The sequence below is a fragment of the Ponticaulis koreensis DSM 19734 genome, from assembly GCF_000420665.1.
GTDB classification, from domain to species: domain Bacteria; phylum Pseudomonadota; class Alphaproteobacteria; order Caulobacterales; family Hyphomonadaceae; genus Ponticaulis; species Ponticaulis koreensis.
In genome coordinates this window covers 160852-176128 of record NZ_ATVJ01000003.1, presented here as the reverse complement: position 1 = coordinate 176128, position 15277 = coordinate 160852, and the positions used below count along the sequence as shown (strand labels likewise).

At 56.5% G+C, this 15277-nt stretch carries 16 protein-coding genes; 7 read left to right on the top strand and 9 right to left on the bottom strand.

Annotated elements, in window-relative coordinates; genetic code table 11:
- Nucleotides 1-68: 68 nt before the first annotated feature.
- On the bottom strand, nucleotides 69-1496 hold the full coding sequence (gene pyk, locus G523_RS0115790) for a pyruvate kinase (RefSeq protein WP_022696037.1): 1428 nt from the start codon (nucleotides 1494-1496) through the stop codon (nucleotides 69-71).
- A gap of 149 nt (nucleotides 1497-1645) precedes the next feature.
- On the opposite strand from pyk, the gene G523_RS0115785 reads away from it, so the two are divergent.
- Nucleotides 1646-2335, top strand: a complete 690-nt coding sequence (locus G523_RS0115785) for a DsbA family oxidoreductase (RefSeq protein ID WP_022696036.1) — start codon at nucleotides 1646-1648, stop codon at nucleotides 2333-2335.
- Here the strand turns inward: G523_RS0115785 and G523_RS0115780 are convergent.
- From G523_RS0115780 to G523_RS0115755, 6 genes are all read right to left on the bottom strand, one after another.
- Nucleotides 2323-4035 (bottom strand): ABC transporter ATP-binding protein, encoded by a 1713-nt coding sequence (locus G523_RS0115780; RefSeq protein ID WP_022696035.1) that lies wholly within the window; start codon nucleotides 4033-4035, stop codon nucleotides 2323-2325. The genes G523_RS0115785 and G523_RS0115780 overlap by 13 nt on opposite strands.
- Nucleotides 4036-4102: 67 nt before the next feature.
- A complete protein-coding gene (locus G523_RS0115775) occupies nucleotides 4103-4357 on the bottom strand; it encodes a DUF4170 domain-containing protein (protein WP_022696034.1) in 255 nt (84 codons plus the stop codon).
- Nucleotides 4358-4396: 39 nt separating this feature from the next.
- Nucleotides 4397-5215 (bottom strand): 3'(2'),5'-bisphosphate nucleotidase CysQ, encoded by an 819-nt coding sequence (locus G523_RS0115770; protein ID WP_022696033.1) that lies wholly within the window; start codon nucleotides 5213-5215, stop codon nucleotides 4397-4399.
- Nucleotides 5202-6542 carry a TldD/PmbA family protein gene (locus tag G523_RS0115765; protein WP_022696032.1) on the bottom strand — a complete coding sequence of 447 codons (1341 nt, stop codon included), beginning with the start codon at nucleotides 6540-6542 and terminating at the stop codon, nucleotides 5202-5204. The genes G523_RS0115770 and G523_RS0115765 overlap by 14 nt, the downstream gene beginning before the upstream one ends.
- Before the next feature lie 92 nt (nucleotides 6543-6634).
- Entirely contained in the window at nucleotides 6635-6913 is a 279-nt protein-coding gene (locus tag G523_RS0115760) for a hypothetical protein (RefSeq protein ID WP_022696031.1), read from the bottom strand.
- A 79-nt stretch (nucleotides 6914-6992) separates the two neighbouring features.
- Entirely contained in the window at nucleotides 6993-7712 is a 720-nt protein-coding gene (locus G523_RS0115755) for a fused DSP-PTPase phosphatase/NAD kinase-like protein (protein WP_022696030.1), read from the bottom strand.
- A gap of 87 nt (nucleotides 7713-7799) precedes the next feature.
- On the opposite strand from G523_RS0115755, the gene G523_RS19675 reads away from it, so the two are divergent.
- From G523_RS19675 to G523_RS0115730, 5 genes are all read left to right on the top strand, one after another.
- Entirely contained in the window at nucleotides 7800-8543 is a 744-nt protein-coding gene (locus G523_RS19675) for a lysophospholipid acyltransferase family protein (RefSeq protein WP_022696029.1), read from the top strand.
- Complete coding sequence (locus tag G523_RS19670; RefSeq protein WP_022696028.1) at nucleotides 8540-9817, top strand: 3-deoxy-D-manno-octulosonic acid transferase; 1278 nt, start codon at nucleotides 8540-8542, stop codon at nucleotides 9815-9817. Before G523_RS19675 ends, G523_RS19670 begins: the two co-directional genes overlap by 4 nt.
- Nucleotides 9814-10803: a tetraacyldisaccharide 4'-kinase gene (lpxK, locus tag G523_RS0115740; RefSeq protein ID WP_022696027.1), complete on the top strand. Its 990-nt coding sequence runs from the start codon at nucleotides 9814-9816 to the stop codon at nucleotides 10801-10803. The genes G523_RS19670 and lpxK overlap by 4 nt, the downstream gene beginning before the upstream one ends.
- Nucleotides 10800-11759 carry a lysophospholipid acyltransferase family protein gene (locus G523_RS0115735; RefSeq protein WP_022696026.1) on the top strand — a complete coding sequence of 320 codons (960 nt, stop codon included), beginning with the start codon at nucleotides 10800-10802 and terminating at the stop codon, nucleotides 11757-11759. Before lpxK ends, G523_RS0115735 begins: the two co-directional genes overlap by 4 nt.
- A gap of 90 nt (nucleotides 11760-11849) precedes the next feature.
- Nucleotides 11850-13562 (top strand): hypothetical protein, encoded by a 1713-nt coding sequence (locus G523_RS0115730; RefSeq protein WP_022696025.1) that lies wholly within the window; start codon nucleotides 11850-11852, stop codon nucleotides 13560-13562.
- A 3-nt stretch (nucleotides 13563-13565) separates the two neighbouring features.
- Here the strand turns inward: G523_RS0115730 and G523_RS0115725 are convergent, their stop codons facing one another.
- Entirely contained in the window at nucleotides 13566-14294 is a 729-nt protein-coding gene (locus tag G523_RS0115725; protein WP_267879333.1) for a sulfite exporter TauE/SafE family protein, read from the bottom strand.
- Nucleotides 14295-14505: 211 nt separating this feature from the next.
- On the opposite strand from G523_RS0115725, the gene G523_RS0115720 reads away from it, so the two are divergent.
- Complete coding sequence (locus tag G523_RS0115720; RefSeq protein WP_022696023.1) at nucleotides 14506-14985, top strand: hemerythrin domain-containing protein; 480 nt, start codon at nucleotides 14506-14508, stop codon at nucleotides 14983-14985.
- A gap of 15 nt (nucleotides 14986-15000) precedes the next feature.
- Here the strand turns inward: G523_RS0115720 and G523_RS21045 are convergent, their stop codons facing one another.
- Entirely contained in the window at nucleotides 15001-15168 is a 168-nt protein-coding gene (locus G523_RS21045; protein WP_022696022.1) for a hypothetical protein, read from the bottom strand.
- Nucleotides 15169-15277 lie beyond the last annotated feature (109 nt).

The window sequence follows — 15277 nt, the reverse complement described above, 5'->3', positions numbered from 1 at the left end:
GAGTATTTTTCTGCGCGTAACCTCGCACCCTCAGTGAAAAACGCAATCACCCGTTTTGAATTTTAGCCCTAGCTATCATCCTCAATAGCGCCGATACGGCTGATCTTCAGCGTGTTGGTCTTACCTGACCGGCCGAACGGGAAGCCGGAGAGAATGACAATCCGTTCGCCATTTCTACCGCCTGCTTCAGATGCAAGCGTATCTGCACGCGCGATCATTTCGCCGAAGTCGGAAATGTCTTCAGTGACTTTCGCCGTCACGCCCCAGCAAAGTGACAAAGACTGCGCGACTTCCACATTCGGTGTTGCGGCCAGGATAGGCGCGCATGGCCGGTCACGCGCAAGGCGGCGCGCAGTTGAGCCTGTATTGGTGTAGGCCACCGCGAAACGGCACTCGAGCACTTCGGTAATCCGCCGCGCCGAAAGGCTCACCGCATCTGCAGTGGTCGAATGGTCTTCTTCGCTGTGAAAGATTGCGTAGCAGGCCGTTTCAGGATCGCGCTCGGTCGCTGAGATGACGCGGTCCATGATCGCTACCGCTGTTTGCGAGTGGCTGCCTACCGCTGTTTCTGCCGACAGCATCACGGCATCAGCGCCCTGGTTCACAGCCGAAGAAATATCAGAGGCTTCCGCGCGTGTCGGCGCTTTGGATTCGACCATGGATTCAAGCATATGCGTCGCAACAATGACCGGTTTGCCCACACGGCGGCAGGCACGAATGATACGACGCTGCATGATCGGCACATCCTCAACCGGACACTCAACACCCAGGTCGCCGCGCGCCACCATAATGGCGTCAGAGGCTTCGATAATCTCATCCAGATGATCAATCGCGGAGGGCTTTTCGATCTTGGAGATGATGCCCGCTTCGTCACCAATCAACTCGCGCGCTTCATGAACGTCAGAAGGCCGCTGCACGAAAGAGAGCGCGATGTAATCCACCTTCATGGAGAGCGCGAACTCGAGGTCCTCACGATCTTTCTCTGTAAGCGCAGAAATAGGCAGACTGCGGTCAGGGATGTTGATCCCCTTACGGTCCGACAGCGTGCCCATGGCATCGGCCCGCGCTAGCAAAACGTCACCATCACGGCCCGTCACCGTCATCTGTAGCTTGCCGTCATCGAGCTTGATCACCGCGCCTTCGTCCAGCGCATCGAACACTTCCTGATGCGGAACAGGAATAACGCCCTCTTCGGTCGTCGAGGCTGCGTTCACCAGCCGGTATTCCTGCCCGTATCGCAATTGGATCGAGCCGTCTTCAAACGTTCCAGTACGGATTTTAGGCCCTTGCAGGTCTGCAAAGATCGCCGTCGCAACGCCAGTCTCGATCTGCATCTCACGTATGGATTTCACAACATTGCGGAGCTTGTCATGCTGGCCGTGGCTCATATTCAGACGGAAGACATTCACCCCCGCCTCATGGATCATGCGAAGCATGTCGGGCGAAGACGTCGCCGGGCCAATAGTCGAAACAATCTTGCAGAGACGCTGGTGCATTCAATTTTCTCCCGATCGGCCCTTATGGTGAACCTTATTCCTCACCATAACAGTCACACGGTAAAGTGATAACGCTACCAGATGCATATCCTCTATGCAGAAGCGGACAGCCCGTGACACTTGCCAGCTTTCAGAGGTAGTCTAACGCCATGAGTGTACTTATCGAAATGGTCTCAGACCTTGTCTGCCCGTGGTGCTGGCTCGGCATGCGCCGTCTCAACGAAGCTATTGCGCTGATCGGCGATGAATTCCCTGTCGAAGTCATCTACCGCCCTTACCAGCTCGACCCGAACGTTCCGCGCGAAGGCATGCCCTATAAAGAGTATATGGCGGCCAAGTTTGGCGGCGTAGGCGATAGCGAAAAGAGCGCGCAGAAAGACCGTTTCTCTGCCATGCGTCAGATGCTGGAACAGTATGGCAAGGCGGAGGGCATTCCGTTCGAGTTCTCAGGCATTGAAGTGCGCCCGAACACACTGGACGCCCACCGTCTTCTTCGTTGGGCTCAGGGCCAGAACCTTGGCTATGGCATGAAGGAAGCCCTGTTCCACGCCTATTTCACAGACCACCGTGACATTGGCGATAAAGACGTTCTGGCTGATATCGGCGCGTCCGTCGGCATGGATCGTAATCTGCTGATCGACCTTCTCTCCCGCGACGCCGACCTTGAGAACGTCATGCGCGAAGAAGCCGCCTACCGTCAGATGGGGATTTCAGGGGTGCCGACTTACATCGCCAATCGCAAGGTTGCGGTTCAGGGCGCAGAAGAGGCAGAAAAGCTCGCTAAATTCCTGCGAACCGCGGCAACTGAATATCCGCTGGAGGCGGCTCAGTTCAGCTGAAGCTCTGCAAGGCGGGCATAAACGCCGCCGCTTGAGACGAGCTCATCATGGCTGCCGCTTTCAACGACGCGGCCATCTTCCACAACAACGATACGATCAGCGTTGCGCACCGTTGAAAGTCGGTGTGCGATAACAAGCGTCGTGCGGTCTTTTGAAAAATCCGCAAGCGCCGCCTGAACCTTGGCTTCAGAATCCGCATCAAGTGCAGACGTCGCCTCATCCAGCATCAGGATAGGCGCATCACGCAGAATAGCACGCGCAAGCGCAATGCGCTGGCGCTGACCGCCTGAGAGGTTACGCCCGAGCTCGCCAACCTGCGTTTCATAGCCGTCAGGCAGCGCCGCGATGAAGTCGGTTGCATTGGCGAGAGCAGCAGCGCGCTCAATCTCTTCACGGCGCGCACCCAGGCGCCCGAGCGCAATGTTTGCCGCGATCGTATCATCAAACAGCGCCGCATCCTGCGCTACCAGCGACATGTTGGCGCGAAGGTCTGCGCCTTTGACTGCTGTCACGGGCACATCATCGATTAGCACCTCGCCAGCGCTCGCGTCATATAGACGAAGCAGCAGATTGAAGACAGTCGACTTACCAGCCCCACTCGGACCGACAATCGCAACTGTTTCACCGGGATGAGCTTCGAAGCTCAGGCCTTTAAGCGCCAGCGACCCATCCGGATACGCAAACTCGACACCGTTAAAGCTGATCGCGCCTCTCACCTCGTTAAGAGGGCGCGCATCCGGTGCATCGCGGACAAGAGCCTCGTCATCAAGGACTTCGAATACACGGTCAGCCGCCGCGCCGCCTTCCTGAGCGACAGCATTGAGCGTGCCCAGTGCACGGATTTCAGGAGCAGCCAGACCGATCAGGCCAAGAAAACCGATAAAGTCACCAAGTGTGGAATCGCCCATGGAAATACGCCATGCAGAGAAGCCGAGCACACCGGCAATCGCAACACCTCCTGTCACCTCGAGGATGGGATCTACAGCCGCCTTATCGCGAAGAACCTTCAGATAAAGCGCTGCGCGTTCCATAAAGCCACGACCGACACGGTCTGTCTGATAGTCCTCAAGGCCATAGGCTTTCACCACGCGGCCGGACTGAAACCCTTCAGAGAGGAGCGAGGTCACCTCGCCTACCTGTTTCTGCGCCTGCTTGGCGCGTTTGCGCACGGAATTACCGAGTGCGATCACCGGGCCAAAGGCGATCGGATAAGCGACCAGCATGATCAGAGTGAGCTGCCAGTCGATCAGCAGCATGGACACGAATGCGCCGATAACCGTCACCACACCTTTGGTGAAGTTGTTGGCAACGCGAAGGCCTGCGTCGCGCATGGCATTAGTGTCGTTGATAAAGCGGGACACGAAGTCACCGCTGGCGGCAGAGCTAAGGCGCGCAAAGTCGCCGCGCGTCAGGCTCGCAAACTGCGCGTTCTGAACATCCACCAGCGATTTCTGGACGCCGGTATTGTTGAACAGTGTCATTCCATAAAGCGATCCCGCCCTCAGGATCGAGGCGATTATAATGCCTACAGTCAGAATGATGATCAGAGATACGCCCGGCATGCCGAAACGGTAGATCAGGCTCTCCGGGTCCAGCTCCGCGCCAATCAGCGCCTGAAGCGTGTCACCCACAAATTTGACAAGAACCATCTGCGTGACGCCTGCAAGAGACGTCACAACGGCGGCCAGAGTACCGGCCACAAACCACCCCAGATGAGAGGTGAAGAATTCACGGAAAAGGCGGGTCAGCCCCGCCTTTCTTTTTACCTCAGACGCTATGGTGCGCTCCCGTTTCCGGGTCGAGCAGCTTGTGAGCGTGCAGGATGAAGTAGCGGGTTTCAGCAGAGTCTACTGTGCGCTGCGCAGCAGATTTCCATGCGTCATACGCTGTTTTGTAATTCGGGAAGGCACCGACGAAATCGATCTGAGACAGATCTTCGAATTCAATGTCGGTTACGTCTTTCAGCTCACCACCGATTACGATGTGGAGAAGCTGTTGCTGGCTAATAGCTGAGTCGGTCATAGTGTCTGTCTCCAGGCATTAAGTCTGTTCGCGGCGGTATCACGAGTCGCCGGGTTCCGGCAGGACCAGATGATTGACCCGCTGCACAATGAGTTCGTGTACCACCGGACCTGCAGCAATCAAGCTCCGTTGGGATGCGACTTTCCGATTAAACACAAAATCGTCACCAATATGACAACTCACACGGCCACCCGCCTCTGCGATGATCAATGCCGCAGCGGCGACATCCCAATCGAACTTCTCGCGGAGAACGACAACAGCGTCCCAGCGGCCATCAGCAACGAGCGCCATGCGATATGCCGTAGCATTCGGCGTGACGTCAGGAAAGACGAGTTCCGGCCAGGGCACATCCCAATGGTCGGGCGAAAACATACGCGGATCGGCAATGATACGTGCCTTTTCCAGCTCCGGCTTCGGGCTGGAGGTAATGGTCTCGCCATTGCGCGTTGCGCCAAGGCCTTTGCCCGCGACGAATAACTCATTGAAGACCGGCGCATAAATGACGGCTGCCACAGGCTCGCCGAATTCCAGAATGGCCAGCGCGATACAGAAATGAGGCTTGCCTTCCATGAAGGCACGCGTGCCGTCAATCGGGTCGACGACGAACACGCAATCGCGGCTCAGGCGTTCCGGGCCGTCCTGAGTTTCCTCGGACAGCCAGCCATAATCAGGCCGCGCGCCGCGCAGCTTTTCTTCCAGAAACGTATTCACCGCCAGGTCGGCATCCGTAACCGGATGGTCTGGTTCTTTCTCCCAGATCTTCAGATCCGAGTGAAAATAGGTCATGGCGATATTGCCGGCCTCAAGGGCGGCGTCCCGCAGGAGATTTAGGTCAGCCTGCAGGTCAGCGGCCAGCAATCGTCATCCCCTCGACAAGCAGGCCCGGCGTGTTGGTGCGGTTGCGAAACTCAAGGTCGCTCGCCGGTACAAGGCGTTTGAACATCTCGATCAGATTGTCCGCCACAGTGATTTCAGACACAGGGAAGCTGTTGCCCTCACCATCATGCCAGATCCCTGATACGCCTACAGAATAGTCACCGGTATTCGGATTGATGCTAGGCCCGAACATCTCAGTGACCTGAAGACATTTGCCGACCGAAGAGATCAGTTCTTCCGGTGACTGACTGCCCGCGGGCATGTGCATGTTAGAAACTGAAATACCCGGCGGGTCACCAAAGCCCGGAGACGCGAACCCGTTCGGCTTGAGACCCAGCTGACGCGCGGACGGGCCATTCAAGAGCCATGTTGTCAGACGTCCGTCTTCCACAATCTTCGTCACCTGAACCGGACGGCCTTCGCCATCAAAGCGGCGGCTCCCCATGCCGAAGGCACGGAAAGGATCGTCAATCAGTTCGATGCCATCTGCGAACACCTGTTCGCCCAGCTTGTCCTTCAGAAAAGAGGTGCCACGGGCAATCGCTGCGCCCGAAATCGCGCCGATGAATGCGCCAATCAGACTGGCAGAGACGCGCTTGTCATAGAAGACAGCGGCTTTCTGGCTATCGATCTTCTGCGCGCCAAGGCGGGCAATCGTGCGCTCGCCCGCAACGCGTCCAATTTCAGCCGGTGTCGGGCGATCAATGCGGCGACGAGACGTGTAGCTCTCATAGTCGCGCTCCATAACGCCGTCGCGTTCTGCAATCGCAGACAGACCAACGCCGGAGAGAGAAGACGATTTGTGCGCGCGGAAACCGTTGGACGCCGCCAGCCAGACTTCACCAGCCGACCAGCTGGAGCCAGAGCCTGGAACATCTTTAATGCCCGGAACGGCACGAGCGGCGGCTTCGGCTTCAATCGCTTCAGCTTCCAGAACTTCCGGCTCGACAGGGTCATCGCCCCAGAGCTCGATCTCAGGCAGGTCACGCGCCAGCTCTTCAGGCGCGGCGATGCCCGCATACTGATCTTCAGGCGCGATCTTCGCCATGCTGACGCAGCGATCCACCAGAGCTTCCAGACCATCAGCGCTCAAATCCGAACCGGACACATGCGCCTGACGCTGACCAACGAAGCAGCGGAGCGACACACCGGTCGACTCATCACGCTCAATCGTTTCCAGCTTGCCCTCGCGCACGGTCACATCAACGCCGCGGGACCGGTCCATGCTGGCATCTGCTGATGTGGCACCAGCGGCCAGCGCTTTCTCAATCACACGATTGAGTGTCTCTTCGTAATTCGTATCGTTCATAGAATTCAGATGACCTGCGTCACCCCAAAATGCAACTGACCCCACCTGCGAAAAACAGGTGAGGCCAGAATTTTGTCGTCTGAAAGATCAGATTATTCTTTTTCGTGTTGCTCGACGATACGCAGCATGTCGTTCACGTCATCGCGGATATCCAGAAGCGTGATGATCAGACCAGCTGCCAGCGTTGCAATGACCCAGCCAAGGAACAGGCCGAAACCGGCAGAGACATATTTGTTCAGAAAGATGTCAGATCCCAGACGGTCTGCAAACACATCGCCGTTGATGTAGCCGGTTGCGCCCGCATAAAGAATAAATGCCGGATAGACGAGGTAGACCATCAGGCGAAAGCTGTTGATTACGAAGTATTTCATTGTGCCACTCCCACTTCCCAGAACAGAGCCTAGCCGAAGCTAAGACACTAGCCAATAATTGCCCCTGCAAATTCTGCGCCTATTCGCGACCGAGCAGCTCGTCAATTCGCAAATTGCCCCGACCGGACTCTTTGAAGGCCTTTTTAATCGCCTCAGGGTCGTAATACTTCTCCACCCATTCAAGGAATGGCGTCGGCTGGCGTTCGTTGAAGGCCGCATAGACTTCGAACACCGCATCCAGAATGCCGGTCTTGCCATGCTTCACATGGAGATATTTGAGAGAGAGCTGGTCGCGCGCCTCTTCAAGGCTGGTTTCCTCGCGGAGCAGCTTATAGAGCACAGACATAACGCCCGCACGGTCTGCACCTGACTTACAGTGCATCAGAGCTGGATATTCGATGCTATCGAACAGCTCTTTCGCTTCGAAGATACGCTCTTTTGTCGGCGTGTTGCGGGAGAAGACCTGAAAATCGACCAGAGTGATGCCATTGGTCTCGCAGGCTTCTTTTTCCAGCAAATAATAGCCTTTCGGGCTCTCACCGCGCAGGTTCAGAATTGTCTTGATACCCCGTTCGCGAGCATGTTCTGCCACCTGCTTCGGAGACGGCTGGTTAGAGCGCCACATCTCATCTGAAATCTGGTGCAGGTTCTGAAAGCGCAGACGCAGAAAACCGTGATCACCCCAATAGAGTTCGTTATTGGCGCGCTTGCGGCCTTTTTCCGTTGAGAGATCAATCGGGCCTTTCGCGGCCTCACGGGCGCGGCGACGGGCTTTCTGTTCGGGTGTTTTATTAAACATGACTGGCCCTTACCTCACCGAATTCTCAACGTAAATCTACCTTTTCCCCATTTGCGCAGACATGAAACACAGAGTAAGGCGAGAGCCATGAAATCTATTCTGCGTTCAGGCCCCGTGCAATCGACACTGGCCTTCCTGATCTGGGCCTATATGGCACTGATCGGACGGACCAATCGCTGGCATGTCGAAGGGCTGGAAAAAGTTGAACCACTCTGGGACGGTGATCAGGGGCTAATCGCGGCCAGCTGGCACTCGCGCATTCTTCTCCTGCCCGTCGGCTGGACGCGGTATATGCGTCATCGTGCAGGCAGCGATGGCAAGCTCGCCATTATGATCTCCATGTCCCGCGACGGTGAATTTGTCGCGCGCGCGGCTGAAAAGCTGGGCCTGAAAGTCATTCGCGGCTCGCGCGGCAACAAGAAGAAGCAGGACAAGGATAAAGGCGGCGCGGCGGCCATTCGTGAAACCGGCGAACTCCTGAAAGAAGGCGGCGCTGTCTGCATCACTATTGACGGCCCGCGCGGCCCACGTCAGCGCGCAAGCCTCGGCGCGGCTCTGCTGGCCCAGCGTCGCGGCGCGAAAATCGTGACATATGCCCTCGCCGCCAGCCCGGCCAAACGCCTCAACAGCTGGGATCGTTTCGTCATACCCTTCCCATTCACCAAGGGTGCGATTGTGATTGGCGACATTATCGAAGCGCCGCGCGGCGTTCCGGCTGAAGAGATCCGCCAGCGCATGGAAGATGCGCTCAACGCGGCCACACAGCGCGCTGAAGAACTCGTCGGCGGCACATATGAACCGCCAGAACCGCTGGAAGAGGAAACGGCATGACACTCGGGCTCGTCACCTATCGCACGCTGACAGCCGGCCTTGATCCCTTCCTGCCGCTCATTCTCAACAGCCGTGTCAAAAAGGGCAAAGAGAATCCGGACCGCCTACAGGAACGACGCGGCTATGCGAGCCGCAAACGTCCGGCTGGAAAGCTCGTTTGGATGCATGGCGCCAGTATTGGCGAAAGTCAGGTGCTGACCTTGCTCTATGAAGCGCTGAAAAAAAGCGCGCCCGACTTACATGCGGTCATCACCACACAAACCCAGACGTCCGCAGGCCTCATCGCGCGCAAAGACCTGCCAGACCTTGTCCATCAGATGGCGCCGATCGATACGCCCTTCGCGACCGAGCGCTTTCTAAAACACTGGAAGCCAGACCTCGCCATTGTCGCCGAAGGTGACATCTGGCCGAACATGCTGAGTAAGCTCGATAGAAAGCGTATCCCCCGCATGCTGGTGAATGCCCGCATGACGGAGAAGAGTCTTCAGGGCTGGGAACGCTATCCCTTGCTTGCCAAAAAACTTCTGGGCGGGTTCGAGCCAATCCTTCCAGCCAACCAGCGTACGATGGACGGGCTGCGCCACCTCACCGGCAAGCGCATGAAGCTCGCGGGCAATCTGAAATACGCTGCACCAGAACTCGCCGCAGACGAGGCAGAGCTAGACCGACTGCGCGCTGTTATCGGCAATCGCCCCGTCTTTGCGGCCCTCTCCACTCATCCGGGTGAAGAAGAGATGTTGGTCGAAGCGTTTGAGGAAATCCTCAAAGAACTACCAGACGCGCTGTTGATCATCGCGCCGCGCCACCCTGAACGTGCTGGCGACATTATGCCGGTGATTGGCGGCTATCCATTCTATCACCGCTTTCAGGAGAGAGCGCCGTCAGAAGGCGACCAGATATGGCTCTGCGACACGCTCGGCGAGCTGGGCCTCTGGATGCGGCTTGCAAACATCGTATTTCTGGGCGGCGGCAAGCCGGGCTCTGGTATTCTGGGTCACAACCCGATCGAAGCGCTCAAACTAGATCGCTATGTCCTTTCCGAGCCGGAGACGGACAATTTCAAGGCTGAATTCGCGGACATGACCGCGGCAGGCGCTGCCGAATTTGTCAGCGACGCACAGTCGCTCGCAGCCGCGGCCCTGCCATGGCTGAAGGGTGAGCGCACTTTTGAACCTGACACAGGCAAGCTTGCCTCCTATCTTTCAGGTGACAAACCGCTTCGCCTCGCCAAAGAAGCGGCGCTCAAACATCTGAAGATCGCAGCTGCGTCATGAGAGAACCCGCCTTCTGGCACCAGACAGACAAATACGCACGCAGCGCTGCACCGCTAACGCGCGCTTTGCTGACGCCGTTATCGGCTATTTATAGCTGGGCGGGTGCGCGCCGCATCGAGAAGACGGAGCCGAAAACCGTCTCTGCGAAGGTCATCTGTGTCGGCAATCTGACGCTTGGCGGGTCAGGCAAAACACCAATCGTTGCAGCGCTTCGCGACTATTTCTCCGCGCAAGGCCTGCGGGCTGCCTCCCTCTCACGCGGATATAAGGGCAGGCTAGAAGGGCCGCTAAAGGTCGACTTCAACGCGCACACCGCCGTCGATGTCGGTGATGAGGCTCTGATGCTGTCCTGTTCGGGTGAAGCATGGATTGGCAAGGACAAGGTGGAAGCCGGTAAAGCCATGAGCGCCGATGGCGTCGATATCATCCTCATGGATGATGGCCATCAGAACCCGACCCTCAACAAAGACCTCTCTGTCGTGGTGATTGATGGCGGCAATCCTTGCGGCAATGGCTTTGTCTTCCCGAAAGGCCCGCTGCGAGAGCCTGTCGAACGCGGACTCTCGCGCGCTGACGCTGTGATCGTCATGGGCGAGCTTACAGGCCTGTTCGACGAGCTTAAAAGCTTCGAAGGCCCGGTCGTTCAGGGCCACACCGTCTCCAATGGCCCGGTCGCGGATGGCCCGCTTCTCGCGTTTGCCGGTATTGGACGCCCCGCTAAATTCTTCGACACGCTGACCCGTGAAGGCGGCGATGTCGTCGACGAAGTGCCTTATCCGGACCACCACGCGTTCACGCAGGACGACATTGATTTCCTGCATGGTCTGGCCAGCGAACGCGGCGCACGCCTCATCACGACTGAAAAAGACTATGTGCGCCTAGAAAAAGCCCGGCGAGACGACATCTTAACCCATCCGGTTCATGCCGAGTTTGACCTTGCACCGCTAGAGCGCCTATTTGAGCCGCTCATCAGGAAAGATTCATGAGCAACGAGCAGCAATATATCCGCTCCAAAGACGTCGAGAACCGCGCAAGCTTCGGCCAGAAGCTGCTCTGGCAGATCGAGTCGATTGCATGGGATGTGATCTATTGGGGTCCGTTCAAAATGATGGGCGTCGACCGTGCTTCCAACTTTGGTGGCTGGTTCTTCAAAAAGCTCGGCCCGCTCACCAGCACGCATAAGACCGCGCTGAAAAACCTGCGCATGGCCTTCCCCGAATGGAGTGAAGAGCAGGTTGAAGCGACCGCGATGGAAGCATGGGAATGCTTTGGCCGCACGGCTGGCGAACTCCCTCACCTGCCTAAGATTGACCCTTATGAGGAAAATGGCCGCGTCGAGATTGTCGGCCTTGAGAACCTCGATGCCATCCGCGATTCCGATAAAGGTGCGGTCATGATTTCAGGGCACTTTGCCAATTGGGAAGTTATGGCAGCTACCATCTGCAACCGCGTGGAAGATGCCTACATCACCTATCGCGCGCTCAATAATCCGCATATCGACCGCAAGCTGAACAAGGTGCGCCACGACTATGGCACAGCCGTTCTGACGCCAAAGGGTATCGGCACGCGTGAAGTCATGAAGGCGCTCAAAGACAATAAAGCCGTCGGCCTGATGAATGATCAGAAATTCAATCAGGGTATCGCCGTTCCGTTCTTCGGAATTGAGGCCATGACGGCGCCAGGCCCGAGCCGGCTCGCCATCAAGTATGACGTTCCTATTGTGCCGTTTTCGACAGTCCGCACGGGTCCTGGCCGTTTCCGCGTGACTATTCATGACACCATCGTCCCCCAAAAAACCGGCGATCTTGAAGCGGATATCTACGCGACGGTTGAGCAGATCAATGCCTTCATGGAAGCGCGTGTCCGCGAAACACCGGGCCAGTGGTTCTGGATGCACCGCCGCTGGCCAAAGGAAGCTTGGCGTGAGGCCGGTGTCACCTAAAACAGCCCAGTGTAGCAGATATTGAGATTTACTTTTTGCTACCGAACCTTCAGATTATTCATGGGGTAATGAAGGGATCAGGGGCGAAAAGTGAGCGAGAGCGCGTTCCACAAACAATATCTGACACTCGACACAATAACCGATGCCGAGACCGCATTTCTTAAAGACGTCGTCGCGGGCAAGGTTCACGATGCGAAGGGTGCGAAGATCAGCCCGGAATTTGTACGAGACCTCCTTTTGAACGCTGCAAAAATCCCGTATGCCGAATTTGGTGTGGGCCTGAAGAACGCTGTCATCACCGGCACGCTGGTGCTATTTGGCGCGAACATTAACCGCGTCGTCTCATTTCAGCGCTGCACGTTCGTGGGCAATCTTGAAATCAACTACGCCGCGTTCAAAGCCCTGTTTCTGGACGGCTCGACCATGCGGCAACTCAAGGGCGTCCGAAGTCGTTTTGAGACGTCTCTTTATCTGCGGAGCTATTTTGACAAAAACGAAACCGACGAAAAGGGTATGTACTCGTTTCACCGTTTCGCCGCCGAAGGCGGCGTCGATGTTTCCGGCGCGCGCATTCAAGGTGCGTTCTCTGCGCGTGGCGCTCAGATTCACCCGGATGAGCGACGACATCGCGGCCTAAATCTCGATGATACGGATATCGGCTCTATCATTCTGGGTCCAAAAGGCTCGCCCGTGGGCGAAAGGCCGGACGCAGAAAACTCCCCAACAGAAACGCCGGAATTACCTGAAGACTTACGCCTCGCCGGACGCCAGGCCTCCAAGGAGGAGGACGACAGCTGGCGATACATAAAAACAGATCCGCACGGTCGGGACGTGGACGATTGCGTTGTCGTCGGGGGCATCACCCTGCAGCGGGCAAGATGCAATTCATTCACCGACAGCGAAGACCTCTATCAAACCATTTTAAAAATGCCGGACGGTAAGTCCGAACTTGTGCTTCGGGGGTTCACGTATCAGAGTCTTGGCCGACGTGCCCCGAGGGACATTCAGTTCAGAAAAAGATGGCTTCAGGCCGACGCGCGGCGCGAAGAAGCATTCGATCCTCAGCCTTATGAACAACTCGCGCACGTTCTGAAAAACAAGGGCGATTTACGCGCCAGCCAGTCCATTCTGATCAGCAAGGAACGACGTATTCTATGGACAGAGAATAGCCTAACCGGCGAGAAGCGTCACAAACCGACGGACTACTTCAACCCGATGGTGCTGATATCAGCCTTCGTCAGCGTCATCACGACGCCATGGACCGTGATCAGGGTGATCGCGCGCATATTAGCCAAGACCGTCGCGCGCGCCTTTATGGAGCCCATTGGGTATGGCTATCGCCCACACCAACTGATTCCGCTCGTCGCCGGTATTATTCTTATCGGCACAGTCGTCTTCAACCGCGCCTACGCTGCCGGTTGGATCAACCCGTCGAATCCGCTTATTTCGCGCTCTGAAGCCTGGCTCAATTGCTCCCTGCAGCAGATTGAAGACCCGTGGAGCCGGGAAGTTCTGATGATCCAGGATTCAGCCATCACGCTCTGTAAAAAAGCGCCGCTTGAAGAAGACGCCACCGAAGGTGAGCGCGCTCTGTATTTCTATCCAGATTTCCATAGTTTCTGGTACGCAATGGACGTTTTTCTGCCTATTCTGAACCTTCGGCAGGAGGATTACTGGCTACCGGAAGGTCATCATACCTGGGGGTCACTTCGGGCCTTCACGCACATTTTTACGCTGCTCGGATGGATTTTGAGTTCGCTGGGTATTGTGGGCGCGCTCAGCCATCTTAACCGCAACAGCTGAGTATCAGCGCGCCAGTAACTCGGTTACGCCCAGATAAATGATGATCAGGCCGGACGCGAGCAAAGCAAAGTTCAGATAGCGCCGGTAGGAGCTCTCATCGAAACTGCGCAGAGTTTTCTGCCCAAGAAAGGTTCCCAGCATCGATGCCACGATCGCTGCCAGCAGGACGACCCAATACTCAAATACCGACGCTCCAAGCAATCCAAACATGAGTATTTTGGAAAGATGTTGAAAAACAAGGCAGGCCGAGTGCGTGGCGGACAATTCTTCCTTCACCTCAAATCGGTCTTTCATGAGCGCCCACAACAATGGGCCTGACGCGCCGATGAAGGCGGTCACGAACCCGGTCACCAGACCCGAGCTGATAGCGCCAGGTCGCCAGCTGCGCATCACCCATGTCTTCGTTCGACTGAACACTCCGAGCACGTTCAGAATGATGTAAAGACCAATCACGATTTTCAGCCAGACGAACCCCGCCGACCTACCAATCAATACCGCAAGCGTCGTCATTGCGATTGAGGGAAGCACAAACTTGCTGACAAATCCGACACGTATCCACTGCCGCAGGCCGATCACCCGGAAGATGGCGGAGAAAGCCGATATCCAGGCATGCATGGGAATGAGATGAGATGCCGGAACAGTCGCGCCCGTCACGGCGAGCTGGAGCCCGCCTGTTGGGCCAATAGCTGCCACGAAGTAAGACACGCAGAATGTACCCAGAATGAGTAACAAAAAGGGAAGAAGATCGAGAATTTCGAGGTCTCCGGCATAGGCACATCTACCAGACGTTCGCTATTAGATTTCAGTCTGAACGTCCAGTGCGACGGTTCGGGCGACACCCCCAGCTCAGCGGATCAGCGTGCATAAACCCCACACAAGCGCCACTGTTTCTTGGAACTGCCCTGGCCCTCCTGCGTAAATTCAGCAACGCAAAGAGGACTTTATGACCAAGACAATCTACGACCTTCTGAAGAACGACCACGACAAACACCGCAAACTTATGGACGAGATTGCTGACACGTCCGGTGACAGCGAGGCGCGCCAGAAAGCATGGAAAGAATTCTTTTACGAAGTCAGCGCTCACGCGGCTGCCGAAGAAGAAGCGTTTTATGGACCTCTGATCAAAACTGAAGACGGCCAGCCACACGCGCGTCACTCCGTGGCGGAGCACCATGAGGTGGACGAGATGATGACCGAGCTGAATGAAACTGACATGAGTTCACCGGGCTGGCTGACAAAATTCAAAACCATGCGTCACCGCTATGAGCACCATATCGACGAGGAAGAAGAAGACATCTTCCCGGCGGCCAAAGAAGCGCTCGGCAAGGACGCACACGGCAAATACGGTCAGGAATTCATGCGCCGCAAAGATCGCGAACATGAGCTCGTCGACGAAAAAACTGACGCAGCACCTGACGAGTAAACCCTGGAGGCATGCCTAGCGGAAGAGGAAATATCCAGCTGTCCCGAACGCAACGCCTGCCATCACCCCTGCAAACACAAGCACCGACAGCGGATAGGCATCGATGCGCGCCCCCAGCGTTCTGAGCTCAGGCTTTTCGGTGCTGATCAATGCTGAAGTCGTCTCCGTTTGACGTTCTGTCATAGGCCTGCGGCTCCTTCCCCGGCACCAGCCTACCACAAGTCGAAACCACCTGCGAGATCACGATCACACAGGGCTGTTTTGACTTTGAACCGTATCGCCCCACTCTTAT